At 37.7% G+C, this 20,332-nt stretch carries 15 protein-coding genes and 1 pseudogene; 5 read left to right on the forward strand and 11 right to left on the reverse strand.

The features are described 5' to 3' along the window. Nucleotides 1–31: 31 nt before the first annotated feature. The 6 genes and pseudogenes from cobA to Q0940_RS02750 all read right to left on the reverse strand — a co-directional run. Nucleotides 32–862: pseudogene (gene cobA, locus Q0940_RS02725) on the reverse strand (uroporphyrinogen-III C-methyltransferase); the annotation flags it as partial. A gap of 82 nt (nt 863–944) precedes the next feature. Beyond that, entirely contained in the window at nt 945–1,718 is a 774-nt protein-coding gene (locus Q0940_RS02730) for a phosphoadenylyl-sulfate reductase (RefSeq protein WP_299263546.1), read from the reverse strand. A gap of 40 nt (nt 1,719–1,758) precedes the next feature. Beyond that, nucleotides 1,759–3,480 (reverse strand): assimilatory sulfite reductase (NADPH) hemoprotein subunit, encoded by a 1,722-nt coding sequence (cysI, locus tag Q0940_RS02735; protein ID WP_299263970.1) that lies wholly within the window; start codon nt 3,478–3,480, stop codon nt 1,759–1,761. Nucleotides 3,481–3,544: 64 nt separating this feature from the next. Next, complete coding sequence (locus Q0940_RS02740) at nt 3,545–5,368, reverse strand: assimilatory sulfite reductase (NADPH) flavoprotein subunit (RefSeq protein WP_299263548.1); 1,824 nt, start codon at nt 5,366–5,368, stop codon at nt 3,545–3,547. 344 nt (nt 5,369–5,712) lie between these two features. After that, nucleotides 5,713–6,462, reverse strand: a complete 750-nt coding sequence (locus Q0940_RS02745; protein WP_299263550.1) for a DUF481 domain-containing protein — start codon at nt 6,460–6,462, stop codon at nt 5,713–5,715. Nucleotides 6,463–6,603: 141 nt separating this feature from the next. Beyond that, nucleotides 6,604–7,302: a DUF481 domain-containing protein gene (locus Q0940_RS02750; RefSeq protein WP_299263552.1), complete on the reverse strand. Its 699-nt coding sequence runs from the start codon at nt 7,300–7,302 to the stop codon at nt 6,604–6,606. 308 nt (nt 7,303–7,610) lie between these two features. On the opposite strand from Q0940_RS02750, the gene Q0940_RS02755 reads away from it, so the two are divergent. Next, nucleotides 7,611–8,801 carry an NAD(P)/FAD-dependent oxidoreductase gene (locus tag Q0940_RS02755; RefSeq protein WP_299263554.1) on the forward strand — a complete coding sequence of 397 codons (1,191 nt, stop codon included), beginning with the start codon at nt 7,611–7,613 and terminating at the stop codon, nt 8,799–8,801. Nucleotides 8,802–9,028: 227 nt separating this feature from the next. Here the strand turns inward: Q0940_RS02755 and Q0940_RS02760 are convergent, their stop codons facing one another. Then, nucleotides 9,029–11,350, reverse strand: coding sequence for a M48 family metallopeptidase (locus Q0940_RS02760; protein ID WP_299263556.1), 2,322 nt, complete (start codon nt 11,348–11,350; stop codon nt 9,029–9,031). Nucleotides 11,351–11,622: 272 nt separating this feature from the next. On the opposite strand from Q0940_RS02760, the gene Q0940_RS02765 reads away from it, so the two are divergent. Further along, entirely contained in the window at nt 11,623–14,487 is a 2,865-nt protein-coding gene (locus tag Q0940_RS02765; protein ID WP_299263558.1) for a M16 family metallopeptidase, read from the forward strand. A gap of 147 nt (nt 14,488–14,634) precedes the next feature. On the opposite strand, the gene Q0940_RS02770 is transcribed toward Q0940_RS02765, so the two are convergent. Continuing rightward, nucleotides 14,635–15,291, reverse strand: a complete 657-nt coding sequence (locus Q0940_RS02770) for a hypothetical protein (RefSeq protein ID WP_299263560.1) — start codon at nt 15,289–15,291, stop codon at nt 14,635–14,637. A gap of 114 nt (nt 15,292–15,405) precedes the next feature. Here Q0940_RS02770 and yegD point away from each other — a divergent pair, with 114 nt between their 5' ends. The 3 genes from yegD to Q0940_RS02785 are packed head-to-tail and all read left to right on the forward strand — an operon-like array spanning nt 15,406 to nt 18,023. Beyond that, on the forward strand, nt 15,406–16,764 hold the full coding sequence (gene yegD / locus Q0940_RS02775) for a molecular chaperone (RefSeq protein WP_299263562.1): 1,359 nt from the start codon (nt 15,406–15,408) through the stop codon (nt 16,762–16,764). 36 nt (nt 16,765–16,800) lie between these two features. Then, nucleotides 16,801–17,349, forward strand: a complete 549-nt coding sequence (locus tag Q0940_RS02780; RefSeq protein ID WP_299263564.1) for a M48 family metallopeptidase — start codon at nt 16,801–16,803, stop codon at nt 17,347–17,349. 2 nt (nt 17,350–17,351) lie between these two features. After that, on the forward strand, nt 17,352–18,023 hold the full coding sequence (locus tag Q0940_RS02785) for a pseudouridine synthase (protein WP_299263566.1): 672 nt from the start codon (nt 17,352–17,354) through the stop codon (nt 18,021–18,023). Between the two features lie 91 nt (nt 18,024–18,114). Here the strand turns inward: Q0940_RS02785 and Q0940_RS02790 are convergent, their stop codons facing one another. The 3 genes from Q0940_RS02790 to Q0940_RS02800 form a co-directional block, all read right to left on the reverse strand. After that, nucleotides 18,115–18,522, reverse strand: a complete 408-nt coding sequence (locus Q0940_RS02790; protein WP_299263568.1) for a hypothetical protein — start codon at nt 18,520–18,522, stop codon at nt 18,115–18,117. 121 nt (nt 18,523–18,643) lie between these two features. Continuing rightward, nucleotides 18,644–19,738: a tetratricopeptide repeat protein gene (locus Q0940_RS02795; protein WP_299263570.1), complete on the reverse strand. Its 1,095-nt coding sequence runs from the start codon at nt 19,736–19,738 to the stop codon at nt 18,644–18,646. 84 nt (nt 19,739–19,822) lie between these two features. Further along, nucleotides 19,823–20,251 carry a MarR family winged helix-turn-helix transcriptional regulator gene (locus tag Q0940_RS02800; protein WP_299263571.1) on the reverse strand — a complete coding sequence of 143 codons (429 nt, stop codon included), beginning with the start codon at nt 20,249–20,251 and terminating at the stop codon, nt 19,823–19,825. Nucleotides 20,252–20,332 lie beyond the last annotated feature (81 nt).

Genomic DNA, 20,332 nt, shown 5'->3' on the forward strand with positions numbered 1-20,332 from the left:
CGATGATAGCGTAACACTTGATTCTAGTGGCTTATGCAGCCTGCTCTTGTTTTGCTTTTATTTGAGCTGCGTTTATTTGAGCTTCAATGGCTAATCGCGCAAGTTCTTGTTCGGCGTGTTGATCCGCTAGTCCATTATTCAATTGTTCATATAAATTCACAACTTCCCCCACAATGATCAATGCAGGTGAGCCAATTTGGTGAGTTTGCACTAATTCATCTAAGGTATTTAATGTACCAATTACTACTCTTTGATCCGGTCTTGTGCCTTTTTCAATAATCGCTACCGGTGTATCGGCTGCACGACCATGTTTGATTAACTGGCTTTTGATTTCAGGGCTTTGAATAATACCCATATAAATGACTAAGGTTTGGTTTGCACTTGCCAGAGACTGCCAATTTGTATCCGAACTTGTGTCAGTCGCCTTTTTAAGGTGACCCGTTACAAACTGCAATGACTGAGCATAATCTCTATGCGTTAACGGAATACCAACTGCTGCAGAACACGCTGCTGCTGCGGTAATTCCCGGAATAACTTGGTAAGCAATATTGTTTTTTGCTAACAGTTGAGCTTCTTCACCACCGCGGCCATAAATATAAGGATCGCCGCCTTTTAAGCGACAAATCACTTTGCCTGTTTTAGCTAGATCAACAAGGAGCTGATTTATTTGTTCTTGCGGTAAGGTGTGATTTCCTGCTTTTTTACCAACTGAAATATACTCAGCGTCTTGACGGCACAAAGATAAAATTTCGTCAGTAATTAAGGCGTCATATACAATAACGTCAGCCGTTTGCATTATTCTTAAAGCTTTAATGGTTAATAAGTCAGGATCACCGGGACCGCCACCAACTAAGAAAACCTGACTATTAGTCTGGTTTAATTGGCTGCTCGGCTGAGCAATATTATTACTATTAAAGTTAAAAGAAGTAGGCTGACTCTTCATGCTAAATACCGCCACCGGCTACATTTTCATGCAAACCACATTCACGACTGAGACCAAAAAATCGTGTTTCTTCTTCTGTCATACCGGGTTCAAGCTTACGTGTTGTTTGCTTGTCACCAACAGACACATAACCTTCTTCCCATAGTGGATGGTAAGGTAAGTCATGTTTTTGCAAATATTGATAAATGTCTTTATTGGTCCATTCCAAAATAGGATGTACTTTAAGAACTGGTTTATCATCACCGCGAATAAAACTGTACTCAGTCACATTTTTATTCGCGCGGCTGCTTGACTGCCCAGCACGAATACCACTAAACCAAACACCAACATCCAACTCTTCAAGCGCACGATTCATAGGTTCAACTTTGTTCATTTGATTATACTGTTTTAAACCAGCTTCACCTTTTTCCCAAAGTTTTCCAAAACGAGCTTCTTGCCATGCAGGAGTTAACGCAGAGCGATACACCTTCAAGTTAAGGCTTAAACGTTCAGTTAGTTGATCAATAAATTGATAAGTCTCGTCAAATAAATAACCCGTGTCGGTTAAAATCACTGGAATATCTGGTTTAACTTGCGTGACCATGTGCAACATAACCGCAGCTTGAATACCAAAGCTAGATGATAATGTAATTTGCTCGGGTAAATTTTCTACACACCAAGCAACACGTTGCTCGGCAGTAAGCGGGGTTAATACCGCATTAATTTCCTCAAGGTTTGTTAGCAACTCAGCCCTTTGTTTTGTAATACCAGTATTCTTATCAATGGCTTTAGTCATAATTTATTTCCTAAAAGGAGCTGATAACAGCCCTAATTTGTTAGGCATGAAAGTCAGTTTTTGAGACTTTCACTTCAGCGACAATTTCCTTGCGGATCACAAAGTCACCAAAGCATTCACCTTCAACGCGATCTTTCGCCCATAAGCCAATAAGCTCGTCGAATGCCGCTAGATATACATCTTCCGATACGTTTTCTAAATACAGTTTTGGTACTCGAGTACCTTGACGGTTACCACCTAAATACACATTATATTTACCAGGTCCTTTGCCAACTAAACCAATTTCAGCCAACATTGCACGGCCACAACCATTTGGACAACCAACAACACGTAAAATTATGTTGTCGTTAGCAATGTCATGTTTAGCAAGTAACGCTTCTGTTTGCTCAACTAAGGTTGGCAAATAACGTTCAGCTTCTGCCATTGCTAATGGGCAAGTTGGGAAAGACACACACGCCATAGAATTTTTACGTTGCTCAGTGTGACTGTCGTCAATTAGACCGTGCTCACGAGCAATTTTTTCTATGATGTCTTTTTGATCTGCAGGTACACCCGCAATAATTAAATTTTGGTTTGCCGTCATGCGGAAATCACCTTGGTGAATTTCTGCAATTTTACGACAACCAGTTTTCAGTGTTTTATCTGGGTAATCTAAAATACGACCACTTTGAATAAACAAAGTTAAATGATGTTTGCCATCAATGCCGTCAACCCAACCAATACGATCGCCGCGATGAGTAAATTCAAATGGACGACTGTCTTCAAATTTCACACCAGAGCGAGCTTCAACTTCAGCTTTAAATGCTGCAACGCCATAGTTATCTAATGTATATTTGGTTTTCGCATTTTTACGATTAGAACGATTACCCCAATCACGCTGTACAGATACAACATGTTCAGCAATCGCCAATGTATGCTCAGCAGGGATGAAACCAAAGTCATCAGCTCTACGTGGGTAAGTGTTTACGTCGCCATGAGTCATGGCCAAACCACCACCGACTAATACGTTAAAACCAACTAACTTACCGTCTTCAGCAATAGCCACAAAGTTTAAGTCATTTGCATGAATATCCACTTCGTTATCCGGTGGGATAGTGACTGTGGTTTTAAACTTACGAGGCAAATAAGTAGAACCTAAAATTGGCTCCTCAGTTGTCTCAGACTTTTCACCGTCTAACCAAATTTCAGCATAGGCTTTAGTTTTTGGTAACAAATGCTCAGATATTTTCTTAGCCCATTCATAAGCTTCTTGATGTAACTCAGACTGCACCGGGTTAGCTGTACAAAGTACATTACGGTTAACATCACCAGCGGTTGCAATTGAGTCGATACCAACGCCATCTAGCATTTGGTGCATGCCTTTAATATGCGGCTTTAATACACCGTGAAACTGAAACGTTTGACGTGTGGTTAAGCGAATGCTGCCGTAAGACGTTTTATCATCAGCAAATTTGTCTATTGCTAACCATTGTTCTGGTTTGATAATTCCGCCAGGCATACGTGCGCGTAACATTACATTATGTAGCGGTTCCAATTTTTGCTTAGCACGTTCTGGTCGAATATCTCGGTCATCTTGCTGATACATGCCGTGAAAACGGATCAGTTGGAAGTTATCTGCTGTGAAACCACCCGTTAATTGATCGCCAAGATCAGGTTCAATTGTCCCGCGTAAAAAGTTACTTTGGCCTTTTAAGCGTTCGTTATCAGCAAATTTTGCATCTGGATCGTGTTTACTGTTTTTCTTAAATTCAGTGTTATCTATTTTATTACTCACGTTCTTTCCTAAATTCTGTTGTCTTTGGCGTTTTAGCTACAGGCAAAACGATTTAATAAACATCTTTCTGATAACGATTAGTGCTGCGCAAATCTTTTAAGTATTGCTCAGCTTGTTCATCGTTTTTACCGCCGTGGGCTTTTACAATATCTAGCAATACTTGGTGTACGTCTTTTGCCATGTGATTTGCATCACCACATACATAAAAATGAGCACCTTGTTCTAACCATGCAAATACTCCAGCACCTTGCTCGCGTAGACGGTCTTGTACGTAAATTTTCTCAGCTTGGTCACGACTGAATGCTAAGTCGACATTTGTTAACAAACCAGACTTCACATAACCTTGAACTTCCACTTGATATAAAAAGTCTTGAGTAAAGTTTGGATTACCAAAAAATAGCCAGTTCTTACCTTCTGAGCCACGCGCATCACGTTCTTGTAAAAATGCTCTAAATGGTGCGATACCAGTACCTGGGCCTACCATGATCATTGGCGTATTATCATCACTTGGTAAACGGAAATTGTCGTTGTGTTCAACAAAAACCTTAACCGATGCACCTTCTTCAGCACGACGCGCTAAGTAACCTGAACAACCACCTAAGTGCTCGCTGTCAAAGGCATCAAATGCAACTAAACCAACGGTTAAATGTACTTCTTCTTCAACTTCAGTTTGGCTAGAGGCAATTGAATATAAACGAGCTTGTAATTTACGAGCGCAATCAACTAATACTTGAGCATCTAGTTTTGCTGGGTTTTGAGCTATAACATCAAAGATTTGGCGTGCTTCTATATATTCACGAAGCGCGGCTTTATCTTCTGCAATTTTCAATAACTCAGCGTTGTTAGTTGCTTGTGCGTATTTTTCTACAAAGCCAGGATAAGATTGAGTTAGCTCTAATTTTTCAATTAATGCTTGGCGTACCGATAATGTTTCATTACCAAGGGTAACGTTTTCTGTACCTGTTAATTCAACTTGCTTTAATAATTCATCAACTAGGTTTTCATCATTTAAGAAGTAAACACCTAATGCATCACCAGTTTGGTAAGTAATACCTGAGTCTTCTAATGAAATTTCCACATGACGGACATCTTTCGTTGAATCTCGACCAGTGATTTTTTGCACAACCGATAATTCGGCAGCAAAAGGATTTTTCTTGCTGTATTGGCTTGTTTGAGCAGAAACTGATGTTCCGGCAACAGGCGCTACTTGGCCGCTTTGTTGGCTTGCTTTTAAGTCAGGTTCAAATGCATCTACTGCACTACTTATCCATATTGCAGCTGCATCGTCATAATCAACATCAAGCTCTGCACGAGGCACAATAGCTTGAGCGCCTAGGGCTGTTAATTTTTCTTCAAAGTCGATAGCGGTTTGGCAGAAAAATTCGTAACTTGAGTCCCCAAGACCAATAACAGCTACTTTTACACCGTCTAATTTAGGCGCTTTTTTAGAGCTTAAAAACTCATGTAGGTTTTCTGCATCTTCTGGTGGTTCACCCTCACCGTAAGTAGATACGGCAATCGCTATGAATTTTTCTTTTTTAAGTTGATTTGGTTTGAAATCAGCCATGTTAACTAATTTAACCGCTAAGCCACGAGATTCAGCTTGGGCTTTCAATTGATTAGCCACGCCTTTAGCATTACCGGTTTGTGAACCATATAAAATGGTTAACACAGATGCTTCAGTTGCTTGAGAGGCAATGCCTGCAACTTGATTGCTTGGTGAACCTGCATTTGCGCTCGCGGCTAAATAACCACTTATCCAAGCTTGTTGGATAGGATCTAAGGTGCTGACCAATTTTTGTAGGTCGCTCACTTGCTGCGCAGATAAAGGCGAAGCAGCTTGATTCATTTGTTGTATAAGTTGTGCAGGGCTCATGGGCTTAATACGGATAATTTACAATGTACGGATTGTAAGAGTCTAGCCATATACTATAAAGTATCTAAATGCTTATATTTATTCTATTTTGTTATATAAGACTTAACCCCCTTTAAAATAAGGGTTATCTGAGAATTAACTTGGATATGACTTTTTACTATGAGATAGATCTTTTTATATTTATTGGCGTTTTAAGAGAAGAGGTAAAGGAGTATAGGGAAATAATGCGGTGTTAATCTTAGCAACTAACACCGAGTATAATTGAGTAATGTACAGTAGAGCCGGTAACAAATATGCTTAGGCTCTAATAGTAAATACATTACTTACAGCAGTTCTAATCAGATTTAGAAACTTACTATGATAGTTGCAGAAGTTTCAGTATCTGTTTTCTCTAGACCTTCAGGAACATCAGTATCCGTAGTTAGGGCAAAACCAAATTTCATTTTAATTGTTTCGTTAAGGCTAGAAACTAAAGCTGATTCAGCGATAGTACGAGTATTAGCCTCACCAGATTCAACACTGACGTTTTGTTCAAATCTTGCGTTTTTAGAAATATCCCATACTAATGCAAGTGATCCCCTTACAATCGCGCCACTTTCTGTAACGCCATCTTGCGTTTCAGTTTCTGTAAAACCCGGACCAATGTTTAAGTCTAAAGAAAGAGCGTCGTCATGTATTGCTCTGAAACTATAACCAGCAGCTACCGTTGTATATTGCTTATAACTACTAAATTCAGTATTGGTGTAGCTACCAAAAAGAAATGCAGCAGAAAACTCACCAAGAAGATAATCGCCCTGACCTGTTAATGCGTATTGATTGGCTGTGTCTTCAGTATATGTACTGCCATCATCATCTGTTAACTCATCTTTTTTAACTAACGTATTAAATGTATATTTTTGTTTCCATGAATCTTTCTGGTGAGCAGCTGAGATTTTTGTGAATATAGATGAAGATTCAGTGTTACCAGTTGTGATCAATAAACCAAGCTCTGCAGCAATTTTCCATGAATCGTCAACTGGGGCTGGTTCTTCAGCGAATGAATTAAACGATAGTAAAGAGGATGTTAGTGCAGTGCACAACAATGTAGATTTCATAATGTACCTATGTATATGTAAAAATATTAAAAAAGATGTGTTTGTTCAGCGCAGAGTATAGATCGTTATTTAAAAAAGTTAGCTCAAAGGGAAATTATTTTATAAATAAATTTTTTTAACAATTAAAAAAGTGTATTTGAATTAGAAGTTTACTACTAAGGTTACCGATGTTTGTGTATTAAAATTGGCGGTACCATCATCAACATCATCATCTGACGTTGCTTGATAGCTCACTTTCATTAGCATGGAACCGTGAATTTTTGCTGTCAATGCACTTTCCATAACAACACGTGTATTGATGCTAGAAGTTTCAAAAGTGACATTTTGAGTAAAACGAGAAGTACGGCTGACTCTCCAACTATAGATAGCAGAACCACGTACTACAGGGGCACTCTCCGTTGACCCGTTATCAGATTCAATAAAGGTATAACCGGGTGCAACATTGACGTCTAATTTTATTAAACTGCCATCTATAGCTCTAAAGTTGTAACCCACAACCAGTGAAGAAATAGATCTGTATTGTCCAAATCTATCAAATTCATTACCCCAGAATATTAAGGCTGATTTAGTGTCTGTTATTTTGTAATAACCTTCAGCATTGAGGGTATATCTTTCGTCCGAGGTTACTGAGGTTCGTTTATTGGTTTCGCTATCGATTTGGTCATATTGTATAAAAAGAGATTCAAATGTGTATTTATGGCGCCAATTATCCATTTCGTAATCGAGTGCTAACTTACTAAGAATAGAAGTAGATTCAGTGTTGCCTGTGGTAAATAAGGCACCAAATTCTGCATTGATATTTAATGTTGTATCGGTAAGTAATGGCTCAAGTTTATACAAACTATTTTCATCGACCAAGCGCGCGAACGAGAAAGGCGCAGTAAAGAGCAAAATAAATACAATAATATAATTAAGAAATTTCATTTTTAATTAGGTAGTCAACAAGTAACAGGCCGCATATTTTACATACAAGTACAAGGCGAGCGCAATTAGTTAAAACCCTTAAATAAATATAAATATTCAATAATTGCTGAATTTCTCAGTTTGTTTATTTGTGGTTATCAATTATTAGCATAAGTATTCGTTGTTAAGCGCACTGATATAAGGGAAAATTACGCCTGATTTATAATATTCGGTATTTTACTTTTATGGCTAACACACATTTTGATGTAATTATTATTGGCGCAGGTGCCGCAGGATTAATGTGTGCTGCACAGGCAGGATATCGTGGCAGAAATGTTTTAGTGTTAGATCACGCCAAACAGGCTGGTAAAAAAGTCCTTATCTCTGGTGGCGGTCGTTGTAATTTCACCAATATGGATGTTGAGCCAAGTAACTATATTTGCAGTAACCCACACTTTGTAAAATCTGCTTTGTCCCGTTATACCCAATGGGACTTTTTAGGCTTAATAGCCAAATATAATGTGGCCTACCATGAGCGTGATTTTGGCCAGCTGTTTTGTGACGACAGCGCCAAAGATATCGTGAATATACTGGTTAGTGAATGCCAAGAGGCAGGCGCAAAAATCCAATTACGCACTGACATTTTAGCCATAGAAAAAACGAGCGACAAATACCAAATTAAAACTAGCCAACTTAACTATACCTGTGAATCGTTAGTTATCGCTTGCGGTGGCTTATCTATGCCAAAACTTGGCGCAACACCATTTGGTTATAAAGTGGCAGAGCAGTTTGGTTTGTCCGTATTACCAACTCGTGCAGGTTTAGTGCCTTTTACTTTGCATGACCATGATAAAGAAAAATACCAAGACTTATCTGGCGTAAGTATCCCAACCAGAATTGAGTCGAAAGACGGAACCAGCTTTGCCGCTGACATGTTATTTACTCACCGTGGATTATCAGGCCCTGTGGTATTGCAAATATCTAACTACTGGCTAGCGGGAGAAGCAGTAAGTATAGACTTACTACCCAATATAGACTTAACAGCAGAACTAACGCAGCAAAGAGAAAATCACCCAAATCAAAGCGTAAAAAACACTTTGGCATTATGGTTACCAAAACGTTTTGTAGAAGCCTTAATAGAGTCAAAACAAATTACCGACAAACCATTAAAACAACTAGATCATAAAGAGTTTGACGGCTTAATTCACACCATTAACAACTGGCAAGTAAAACCAAACGGCACAGAAGGTTATAGAACTGCAGAGGTAACATTAGGCGGTGTGGACACAGATCAATTATCCTCAAAAACCATGGAATGCAAAGACGTAAAAGGCTTATATTTTATAGGCGAAGTTACAGACGTAACCGGCTGGTTAGGCGGCTACAACTTCCAATGGGCATGGGCATGCGGCTGGGCTGCAGGGCAGAGTGTTTAGTTGATGCTAACTAGACTAATAACGGTTAAATAATTTCATCCTGAAGTGATATTATCCTAATATCTCTATCCTATTTTCTGCTCATTGCTCGCTCTCCTGTGGCAAGGTCAATAGCCACCAGAGCGCGTAAATGAGGGTCTATAACTAAAGCGCGGTTATAGACAGTGTCAAGTGCAATCCCCTCTGGATAATCAAAGGTATATCATGAATAAGTTGTTTCTTTTTTATCAGGCTCGGATAAGGCCAATATAAACAGTCCCCGCTACGACACCTAATGAGACAATCAAACGAAGTGTTGAAGGAAAAAAACCATGAGCCAATTGAAATCGATTCCATAAATCCAACTTTCGTTGAAGTTTATGTTCATCACCGATTAATAAAGTTGGATATTCAGTAGGACTATTTCCAGCTATTGGAGCAGCATCGAGTTCAATACTACAGAGTAATTGTTGTGCTACTTTATCCTCGCTAATAATTAGCTCTTCTAATGTTGCAGACTTTATTGCACCTAAAGTGTAAATTAAGTTATTCATCTGCTTGCTAGCGCTTTCACACCATGATTTCCAATTTTTTTTACTTACATTCAACATTGAGAAATTAGGGTATTTGTTAGCCCAGTCGTCATACCCCGTAGCGCTAATAACAGCATCAGGCAGTACAATTTTTCCCGCACAGCTTGATATTTGGCGAAGTTCTTTCTGTGCATGCTCACATACTTTAATAATACGGCGCTTTTCAAAATAGCCTATTTTTTTATCAGCTGTAATAACTTGCCAAGTATTAACTAACAGAGCTAATTCATTATTGACTTTTGCTTGCAGGTGCTCACTACAATGAAGTAACTGAAGTAAAGACTTTAAGTAACTTTCCCAGCCTTCACTGCATTCTTTTGCAGCTTGTAGGTGGGCTACACGACAACTAGCATCATGTACTTTTAATATATCAGCAACTGCGGCTCTTTCAATTTCAATCTCTTGTATTGCATCAGGAATATCTGCTTTATTTAATTCATTTCCACGATGACGAATAACGCCACCAGACGGTTTAAATTTACCTGATGCTAAGTCTTTTAATGTACTTCTCTCTAGATCTAAATTTCTGGCTAATTTAAGATGTTCGGTAAGTGATTCTGGATAAAGTGACAGTATAGATTCATTAGGAGGAACAGTTAAATTTGCAGTATTTAATATTTCATCAACGTTATTGAACAGCCGAACAGGGCTTCGATTTAAGTAGGTACCACGATATTTGGGTAGATAAGACGCTTGGCTATAAGATTGGCTAACTACTTGTTCTGCGGATACTACAGTCATTTGAGTTATGTTGTCAGAATGGTAAAAACTATGGCTAACTGTTTGGCGTAGTTGTTTAGGATCGGAAAAAACCAACCAAGACTCTCGCTGATCTATGTTACTTGAGATATATACTTTTTTAGCGTTATCTTCTCGGTCACTATTTTGTGGATGCGTTGACCACATTTGCGGAGGACGAGCCATGTTTTTAGAGAAGATACGATGTTGGCTAACATTATCCCCTTCTGCTTCAGGAACGACACCAAACCCATCATCATTTAGTACTAGGGCAAGAGATTTAATCGCAGATTTTTGTGCACTAAATAAATCATTAATCAAATTTCCCTTACGCACTTCAATATTAACTACGTCAATCGTAGCTTGCCAGGCAGCATCCGCAGATTGTAGCTTATATAATGCATTAATGAGAGCATCGCTACCGGTTACCGATACAGCTACTAAATCGGCATTAAATTCCATTTCTCGGCTTAATGCTCGCTCTGCAATAACAACAAGACGAAATAGACTATCCATTAGTGAGCGAATAGACCAAATCACTAAACCAAGTAGCCAACCTAACCAAGCAATACGTATATCAATCTTAGATATAAAACGAACAGCAGAATCAAGCCAATCTCTGGTAACAACCATGTGACCAATAATTTGTTGTGCAATATAAACCCATCTACCAACCATCATTGAGCCTTGAGAGAAATGACCAAACTCATGTGCAAGTATCGCTTTAAGCTCACCTAAATTAACGACATTGACAAGGCCTAAGCCAATAATTAAATTCTTTTTAGAAGGGAAAAACATATTAATTAATGATAAGTCGTAAAATACAGCGGCATTAACATCTGCAGTAATAAATACTCTGTGTGGTCTCGGAGCACCAATTTCATCCGCTAAGGTATGCAGAAAATCAAATAATTTAGGTTCTTGTTTTGGAGTGACTTCTACACCCCTAACATTCCCTGATTTTCGGACTGAGAATAATGATTTGGCCATGAATATTGTTAATAAAGAGGAAATCAAGGTAACCAAAATATTAGCAAACGTAATATTGCCATCTATCATTTCAATTATATTGACATAAACAATCCAGCCAAAGCATGCAGCTAGACTCAGATAGAACAACATAAAAACCGTTAAACCAATCATGGCCAACCAAGCTTGTCGTTTATAGCTGATTTTAGCTCGGGTTAAGCTTTCAGGAACATTATCTGGGCTAGATGGATATAGAGGTATATTTGACATAGAACGCATCCTTGTTTTATCGGATTATTTATATTTTACAGTACAGGGGTTGCAATATTTCCTTTAACTTAGGCAGTTACCTTATTATGAATATTAAAAATAATCAAAATGAAGTTCATATATCTCTGAAACTAAAACCAAAATCCCGTTCATTTACCGTAAATACTCGCCAAATGCTTTGGTTATAGGCATTATTACGCTCAAGTTTTTGGCTTGGATTTAACTTCACAAAACAGTCAAAAATAAAAATTATAATATTCAAAGGAAACAAGATGACATTTCGATTATTAACCGCGGGTTTAACTTTTTTAGTAGCGTTAACAGCTTGCTCTGGGCAAGACGCTGCTACAGACAAGAGTGACGTAAATACTGAGCAAAAGATCTTCTCGCAAGATTACGTTTTAGAAACTCTACCAAATGGCTTAAAAGTCATGATAGTGCCAACGGATTATCCAGATGTTGTGTCACTACAAATTCCAGTTTCTGTTGGTTCTCGTGATGAAGTGGAAGATGGTAAAACAGGTTTTGCTCATTTCTTTGAACATATGATGTTTAAAGGCTCTGAAAAATTCCCACAAGATGTATATGGCGACATTTACAAAAATGCGGGTGTGGATAATCGTGCTTATACCACCAACGATTACACTAACTACAACCTAAACTTTTCTAAGCAGCATTTAGAAAAAGTATTAGAAATCCAAGCGGATATCTTTCAAAACTTAAGTTACACAGAAGAAGAGTTCCGTACAGAGGCGTTAACGGTTAAAGGCGAATATTTAAAAAATAACGCCAGCCCAGTTCGCCAATTATTATCTACGGTACGTGACAAAGCGTTTGATACTCACACGTATAGCCACACTACAATGGGCTTCTTTAAAGATATTGAAGCCATGCCAGATCAAATGGCGTACGGCCAACAATTCTTTGAGCGCTTTTATAAACCAGAATATGTGTCTTTGATCATCACAGGTGATGTAAACGCAGACGAGACGTTAGCGCTAGTTGAAAAATACTGGGGCATGTGGAAAAAAGGCGATTACGTTTCTAACGTTCCAGCTGAACCTAAACAAGAAAAAGCGTTATACCAACATAAAGTATCGGAAGGTTTACCAGGACATTGGTTATTGGTGTCTTATAAAGGCGCGGCGTTTGAACCTGCTAAAAAAGACAGAGCCACATTAGATTTAATATCTGAGCTTTATTTCTCTAGCAACTCAGAAATTTACCAAGAGTTAGTGGTAGATAAACAAATCGCTAGCCAAATGTTTACCTACAATCCAGAAACCAAAGATGCAGGTTTACTACATGTATTTATAAAAGTAGATAAACAAGAAAACTTATCTGTTGTACGTGATGCCATTAACAATACATACGCTAAAGCTAGAGTTGAGCTGGTGGACGCTAAAAAATTAGCGGATCTTAAATCAAACCTTAAATATAGCTTTGCTAAAGGCTTGGATTCTTCAAAATCTATTGCTGACACGTTAGCGCGTTATATGCACTTTGAGCGTGACCCAGAATTGTTAAATCAGTTATATGCTTCTTTAGATAAAGTAACGGCAGAAGATATCCGTAATATTGCTAATAAATACTTTGTGGATACTTCACGTACAACGGTAACTATGTCTGCGTTAGATAAGGTAACTGGCTTCGAACAAGAAGTAAGTTTAGAAAATGCAGTTGCTGAACTGAAAAAACCAAAAGCAGCAGGCGTATTTACTGTATTAGATAAATCAAGCAAGTCAGCACTAGTTGATGTGAATTTATTATTTTATACCGGTGCAGCGGCAGATCCTGAAGGCAAAAAAGGATTAGCAGCATTAACGGCTAATATGATCGCCAACGGCGGCAGTGTTTCTCGTTCTTATAAAGAGATCAAAACCGCGTTATACCCAATTGCAGGTAGTTTTGGTGTGCAAGTAGACAAAGAAATGATCTCTTTCCAAGGCCGAGTTCACAAAGACAAAGCGCAAGTTTGGTATGACATTGTAAGTGAACAATTGTTAAATCCTGGTTGGAGAGAAGACGACTTTACACGTATCAAAAAAGAGCAAATAGACGGCATTAAATCTGGCCTTAAAGCGTCTAATGACGAAGAGTTAGGTAAAGAAGTGTTGTACGAAGAATTATACAAAGGACATGTTTACGGTAATTATAACTATGGTGATTTATCAGATCTTGAGTCAATTACCCTAGATGACGTAAAACAGTTTTATGCGGCACACTTTACTCAGTCTAACTTAAATGTAGGTATTTCTGGTGCATTACCAGAAGACGTAAAAGCCTCGTTGTTAGCAGATTTAACAAAGTTAAACGTGGGTGAATCAAAACGCTTAACTATCGCTGATGCGCCAATGTTAAAAGGGCGTCACGCTACCGTTATTGAAAAGTCAGCTAAATCAACAGCCGTTAGCTTTGGTTTTCCAATCGACATTACTCGTAGCAATAAAGACTGGGCTGCATTGTGGTTAGTACGTTCTTACTTTGGTGAGCACAGAAGCAGTAATGCACACTTGTTTAAACGTATCCGTGAAGTACGTGGCATGAACTACGGTGATTATTCTTACATTGAATATTTCCCAAGAGGCATGTTTATTACAAAACCAAATGCAAACTTGGGACGTAGCGAACAGATTTTCCAAATTTGGATCCGTCCATTACGTACCAATAACGACGCACATTTTGCTACTCGTGTAGCTCAATACGAATTAGACCAATTGATTAAAAACGGACTAAGCAAAGAAGATTTTGAAGCCACACGTAACTTTTTAATAAACTATGTACCTCAGTTAGTTGCAAGCCAAGACAAGCAACTTGGTTATGCAATGGACAGTGCTTTCTACGGCATTGGTGAATTTGGCGCTTATGTAACAAGTCAGCTAAATTCATTAACTGTTGAAGATGTGAACCGCGTAATTACTGAAAACTTACAAAGCGAAAACATGCATTACGTATTCATTACAGCAGACGGTAAAGATATGGTTAAGCGTTTAAGCCAAGAACAGTCTTCACCATTAAAATACAACTCTGATAAACCAAAAGCGTTAACAGACGAAGATGCAATCATTCAAGATTACAAGCTAGCCATTCCAGCTAAGAATATTGAATTGTTGGATATTGATGCTGTGTTTGAGTAAGTTAGCTTAAAAAGCGGTAAGGCTTTAGGGCTTTAAGGCTATAAAGCTATAAAGCGATAAAACTGTAAGGCTAGAGAGTTATTAATGAAAGGTCAGCATTGCTGGCCTTTTTTGTGTCTGCAATTGTGCTTTTGTCGGAGGAGCTACTTATGAACCCGGCAGGCTCATCATTAAAAAGCCGCAAAAAGCTGGGGTATTTGGCGCGAGTTGTTTATCCACAAAGTTCATCATAGACAATACTTGTTGGCGGTATTCACAGTAAAATTCCCAACTTGGTGTTGCCTTGTAAGTTAAGTTTGGCAATTCAAAGAATTTGATCACGCCTTTAGCTGTGGTGGGTTTTATAAACACTTCTTCCTGTGGTTTAAAGTAGGCAGGTACAACCGATATTAATGACCATTTAGCTAATTTGTACTGCTTTAAAATATCCAACTGGGCGTTAAAGCCAGCTTGTGCATCACCATGTAATTGTTCGTACAAGCCGTTGACCATTAATTCTTTTTCATGAGCTGATAAATCATTTAACATGTTTTTGAATTTAGGTTTTTCAAAGGTAGAAACCATAGACGAGCGGCTTACGGTTTTGGCCCAGTTTTCTAAAATACGTGCAGGTAAGTTAAATTGATCACGGGAAAACACATCTAAAACAAAGTCTGTCATTTTGTCTACTCGGTGTTTTTTGCTCAGCTCAAGCATTTTTTCGTCTTGAAAACCTTGCGGGTAAACACGTAAAAAGTCTTGTTGGGCAATTTGTAATTTTTCTAAATTCATTAACTTACGGTAACTTGTAAACTGTATTTGCAAATAGTTTACTACAAGCTTGCATATACACCACTAACATAAGTATCCTACGCGACCTTTTTGGCTCTTCAATGTTAGCTTTAATGTTAGTTTTTAATTTGGATTTGGAAATATTTTATGATTGGTTTTGATTATGGCACCTCAAATTGTGCTGTTGGTATTATGGAAAATAGCCAACCTAAGTTAATAAATTTGGGTGAGCATGGTCGATTCATGGCGTCATCTTTGTATTCTCCAAGTAGAGATGTGATTGTTAACTGGTTACAAAAAAATATTAACGACCCACATAAAGAAGCCTTCACCAATTTAAGAAGATATCAATTATCATTAGGCCAAGAAGCGTTAGAAGACTTACGCTACGACGGCATTGCCGAGCATTTATCTTTTGGTAAACAAGCTCTTGCAAGATACCTAGAAGATCCAAGTGAAGGTTATTATATTAAGTCCCCTAAATCATTTTTGGGCACCAGTGGTTTGTTACCACCACAGATTGTATTTTTTGAACACATAGTTGCGTCTATGATGGCGCATGTAAAACAGTTAACAGAAAACCAATTACAAAGAGAAGTTAACCAAGTGGTTATTGGCCGCCCTATTAACTTCCAAGGTCGCAACAGTGAAGCAAGCAACAAACAAGCGATTGAAGTATTAACTAACGCCGCAAAACATGTTGGTTACAAAGACGTTGAATTCCAGTTTGAACCTGTCGCTGCAGGTTTTGAATACGAAGCCACCTTAAACAAAGAAACTCGCGTTCTAGTGGTAGATATTGGCGGTGGTACAACGGATTGCTCTATGTTGTTAATGGGCCCGCAATTTATTGATAAATTAGACCGCAGTGCAGAATTATTAAGCCACAGCGGTAAACGTATTGGCGGTAATGACTTTGACATCCAATTGGCGTTAAAAGGCATTATGCCTAACTTAGGTATCACCAGTAATCTGTTAACTGGAAAACCTATGCCAGTGAACAGTTACCATGAAGCAGTAGCGATTAACGACGTGAACGCTCAAACAGAATTTTATAGTGAGAAAAACGGTCGATTTTTATCGCAGCTAAAACGTGACTCCCAGCAACCAGAACTGTTAGCGCGTTTGTTAAAAGTGTATGAACAAAAATTGAGTTACCAGTTAGTTAATAGCGCAGAGCAAGCCAAAATTAACTTAACTGATTCTGAGCAAAACTCAGTGGACTTAAGCTATTTAGATTCAGGTTTAAGTCAGTCAGTAAGCCGTGAATTGTTTTTACAAGCCAGTGAAAATCAACTGAATAATATCGCTCAGTTAATGGAAGAAGCGGTTGATGCTGCAGGCTGTCAGCCAGATGTTATTTTTGTAACCGGCGGCACGGCAAAATCTCCGGTAATTAATCAGTTTTTACAGCAACAGTTTAATAATATTCCTGTAGTTATTGGTGATCACTTTGGTAGTGTAGCGTCTGGTTTAACCCGTTGGTCTCAGCGCATATTTTCATAACTCAAAAATAGCCTCATAGAGAGAAAGAAAAAGTCGATGTCTGGATTACCGTATTTAAATCATTACTCGCCGTCACTGGTTGAGCAAATTCAAGGAATGTTGCAGCAAAATAAGCTGCAAGGTTACATTGACGCTAAATACCCAGACAAACATAACTGTAATAACGACAAGCAGTTACGTGACTACGTAATGGAGATTAAAAACCAGTACCTTAAAAAATCTGCGCCCATTAACAAAATACAATTTGATAATAAGCTGCACGTAGTTAAAAATGCACTTGGCACTCACACTTATGTGTCTAGAGTGCAAGGCAGCAAGCTTAAAAGTAAAAATGAACTACGAGTGAGCTCAATCTTTAAAGACGCGCCAGAGGCGTTTTTGAGGATGATAGTCGTGCATGAACTTGCTCATGTTAAAGAGCTGGATCACAACAAGGCATTTTATAAACTGTGCTGTCACATGTTGCCGGAATATCACCAAATAGAATTTGATACTCGGGTTTATTTAACCTTGCTTGAGCATCAGAGTCGTCAAAGTCATGCTAGCAAAAGCATTGCTAGCAAAAACAGCAAACAGGCTGACTAAACATGCAACCGCAAGCCGACCCATTTATTGTTCCCAAATGTTTAGAACAAATCTCTATTGTGTATCAAGACGAATATTTATTGGTGATCAATAAACCCTCAGGCTTACTCAGCTTATCTGGCAAACATCCACTTAATAAAGATTCGGTACACTGGCGTTTGGTGCAAGACTTTCCAACGGCAACGCTCATTCATAGACTCGACTTTGGCACTTCTGGCTTAATGCTGGTGGCGCTGAATAAAGACATTAATAAACAAATATGTGAGCAGTTTAGTAACCGCTCTGTGCAAAAAGAATATCAAGCTATTTTAGATGGCAAGTTATTGGCTAAAAGTGGTGAAATTAACATTCCCATTATTAAAGACGCAGACAACTTTCCCCTGCAAAAAGTCTGTCATCAAACGGGTAAAAAAGCGATTAGCCAATACCAAATTATCAGTTACAACCAAACTAACAACACCACAAAAGTATTGTTCAAACCCATAACAGGCCGTACTCACCAGTTAAGAATCCATAGCCGAGAAATAGGCCACCCAATTATAGGCTGTGATTTATATGACGCAGACCAGTCTTATTTTAAAGCGGAAAGATTAATGCTACACGCAAGTAGGTTAGGTTTTACTCACCCAATAACAAATGAAGAGATGGATGCTAAGTTACCAGCGGATTTTTGAAGGTGCGAAGTCCATTAATTATTGCAGTACATTTAAACTAACTTTTAACTGTAGTTTAATATATACAGTTATCATTTTGCTTGGAACAAACTTAAGACTGACTTTTTTTAAAAGTAAGAGTTTGAGCGCCTCCCTTGTGAGGATATGTTAGCTTTAAAATAACGCCTTCAATTTTATATTTAAAATTCAATTTATTAGGTTTATTTATAAAAATAGTATCATTTGATATAGACACTCTATTTAGTACGCCATTCCCTTTATTATCTAATTCAAAATTTCCAGTTTCAACTTCTGGTAATTTAGGGTTATCTCCATAACAGTCATTTAAAATTGAATACTTTCCTAAATTATCAAAATCAAAATCAAAAGCGAAAGGGCATTCCACATTAACACTGTTACCTTTACGTAGTTCAATTTCCAACCATGAACCAGATAAATTATCTCCAAATGAAGACGTTGAAAATAGACTTAATAAAATAAACGATATAATCATTTTCATATGAATTACTCCTACTATTTTCCACACTAAAATTTGATTCGTTAAAAACAATTAATCTCAGTTTGAGCTTTCATATACAACTCCCCAAACTTTTAGTTCTCTCATCACTTTGGTATTACTTTTATTCTTTTTCGCAGTACTTATTATACAAAACAGTAAGCCTACTATTATTTTTAATATTGTTATGAATAAAGTCACAACTATCAGACTCTTTCAAAACCAGTTTAGTAATTGATAAGTAATATAGCCCATCAACCTCTCCTCCGACCCATGCAAATTCGAACTCAGTTTTAGCTCTAACGAGGTCTTTCTTAACTAAAATACCATTAAAGTAAAATCGGCCTAGATCCAAGTTAGCTATCGGTAATTTTTTCGTTGCGGCATCGCGTAATAACTTTACCAAATCCAAGGACGAACTTCCTAAATTGGGATTATCATAAAGTAAAATAAATAAGTAGTACCCAACTTTAATATCAGAACTTTTTGTATATTCGTCTAGTAAAATATCTTTTGCCAACTGTAAATTTATTTCAGTACCTAGACCAAATTGATAATGCCGAGCATAGTGAATCAGCGCATCTTTATCACCTAAGTTCATTGCTTTTTCAAAATATCGAAGAGAATATTTATAATTCCCCACATCGAAATAAAATGACGCTATATTGAACATTGATATACCAGGCTCAAATGAATTATTTATCAATAATGCAACCCCACCATCTATATCCTGCTCCCCACCTATACCACGTAATAACATTGAACCATAATTATTAACCAAAGACTTATATCTTACATGATGCTTTTGTAAAAGCTTTCTTACAGAAATATATTCGGTTTCTAAATTTTCCCTTAGCACAATATTGCTGTAATTTAAGATACAAATTTCATACACAACACACTGTTTATAATGGGTTAATAGTTTATTTTTTTCACCATTAACCTTCAGTTTCAATGCAGTTAAAAGGTGTGCGAAAGGTAAGTTTGAAGCTGGAATTTCAAAAGTTGCACTAGCAGGAGTGACTTCTTTTCCATGCTTTTTTATATACGCAATCCACTTTTGAGCAAGTTGTTGTTGCTCATTACACTCTTTTGAATGTGAGCTGCATTCTGTATTAGCAATTTGAAAAGCTAAGTCATAAACTTCATCACTATACTTCCAACCCGCAGCAGCACTAAAATTTAGCGCCAATCCTCCCAAGAACAACCAATATTTCATTATCTATCTACCTCAAATCCACCTAAGGCTTTCTTAAATGAATACGTTAAAAACAATTAATCTCAGTTTGAGCTTGTAGTAAAGCTAAGACTCTTGATTCACTTTATCCAATAACTCAATTAATTGCTGGGCTTCTTGATCTGTCATTTGTGAAAAAGAGCATTTTATTTTATCTGGAATACTTGCGGCTTGATGGCGTAATTCATCACCGTGAGGTTCAAGTTTAATGACCTTTCTGCGTTTGTCGTCTTCATCTTTCACAATTGATAGCAAGGATTTGTCCGTCATCTTTTTTAGAATTTGCGTCATGGCTCCGCCATCGATAGACGTTTTTTCTAATAACTCAGCTATGGTAATGCCGTCCTTTTCCCACAATGCCATCATCACAATATATTGAGGGTAAGTCAGGTCTAGCTTAATTAACGGCTCGCGGTAATCTCTAATAATACGGTTTGAAGCCATATATAGCCGATGGCATATTTGATTGTCTAATTTAAGTTGTGGATATTCCATTTTGTTTACCTTCGGCTCTTGTGTGCGTCAATAGCAGGATTGTAATTTGCACACAAAGTATTTGCAATGTTTGAAATAATG

Source organism: uncultured Psychrosphaera sp., assembly GCF_947500655.1.
Classification (GTDB): Bacteria; Pseudomonadota; Gammaproteobacteria; order Enterobacterales; family Alteromonadaceae; genus Psychrosphaera.

Excerpts from the sequence above, each read along its gene's own strand:
- Q0940_RS02760 (WP_299263556.1), bottom strand. The coding sequence starts at position 11,350 with ATGTCAAATATACCTCTATATCCATCTAGCCCAGATAATGTTCCTGAA.
- Q0940_RS02780 (WP_299263564.1), top strand. The coding sequence starts at position 16,801 with ATGTCTGGATTACCGTATTTAAATCATTACTCGCCGTCACTGGTTGAG.
- Q0940_RS02795 (WP_299263570.1), bottom strand. The coding sequence starts at position 19,738 with ATGAAATATTGGTTGTTCTTGGGAGGATTGGCGCTAAATTTTAGTGCT.
- Q0940_RS02730 (WP_299263546.1), bottom strand. The coding sequence starts at position 1,718 with ATGACTAAAGCCATTGATAAGAATACTGGTATTACAAAACAAAGGGCT.
- Q0940_RS02740 (WP_299263548.1), bottom strand. The coding sequence starts at position 5,368 with ATGAGCCCTGCACAACTTATACAACAAATGAATCAAGCTGCTTCGCCT.
- Q0940_RS02785 (WP_299263566.1), top strand. The coding sequence starts at position 17,352 with ATGCAACCGCAAGCCGACCCATTTATTGTTCCCAAATGTTTAGAACAA.
- Q0940_RS02800 (WP_299263571.1), bottom strand. The coding sequence starts at position 20,251 with ATGGAATATCCACAACTTAAATTAGACAATCAAATATGCCATCGGCTA.
- Q0940_RS02790 (WP_299263568.1), bottom strand. The coding sequence starts at position 18,522 with ATGAAAATGATTATATCGTTTATTTTATTAAGTCTATTTTCAACGTCT.
- Q0940_RS02765 (WP_299263558.1), top strand. The coding sequence starts at position 11,623 with ATGACATTTCGATTATTAACCGCGGGTTTAACTTTTTTAGTAGCGTTA.
- Q0940_RS02745 (WP_299263550.1), bottom strand. The coding sequence starts at position 6,462 with ATGAAATCTACATTGTTGTGCACTGCACTAACATCCTCTTTACTATCG.
- Q0940_RS02755 (WP_299263554.1), top strand. The coding sequence starts at position 7,611 with ATGGCTAACACACATTTTGATGTAATTATTATTGGCGCAGGTGCCGCA.
- yegD (WP_299263562.1), top strand. The coding sequence starts at position 15,406 with ATGATTGGTTTTGATTATGGCACCTCAAATTGTGCTGTTGGTATTATG.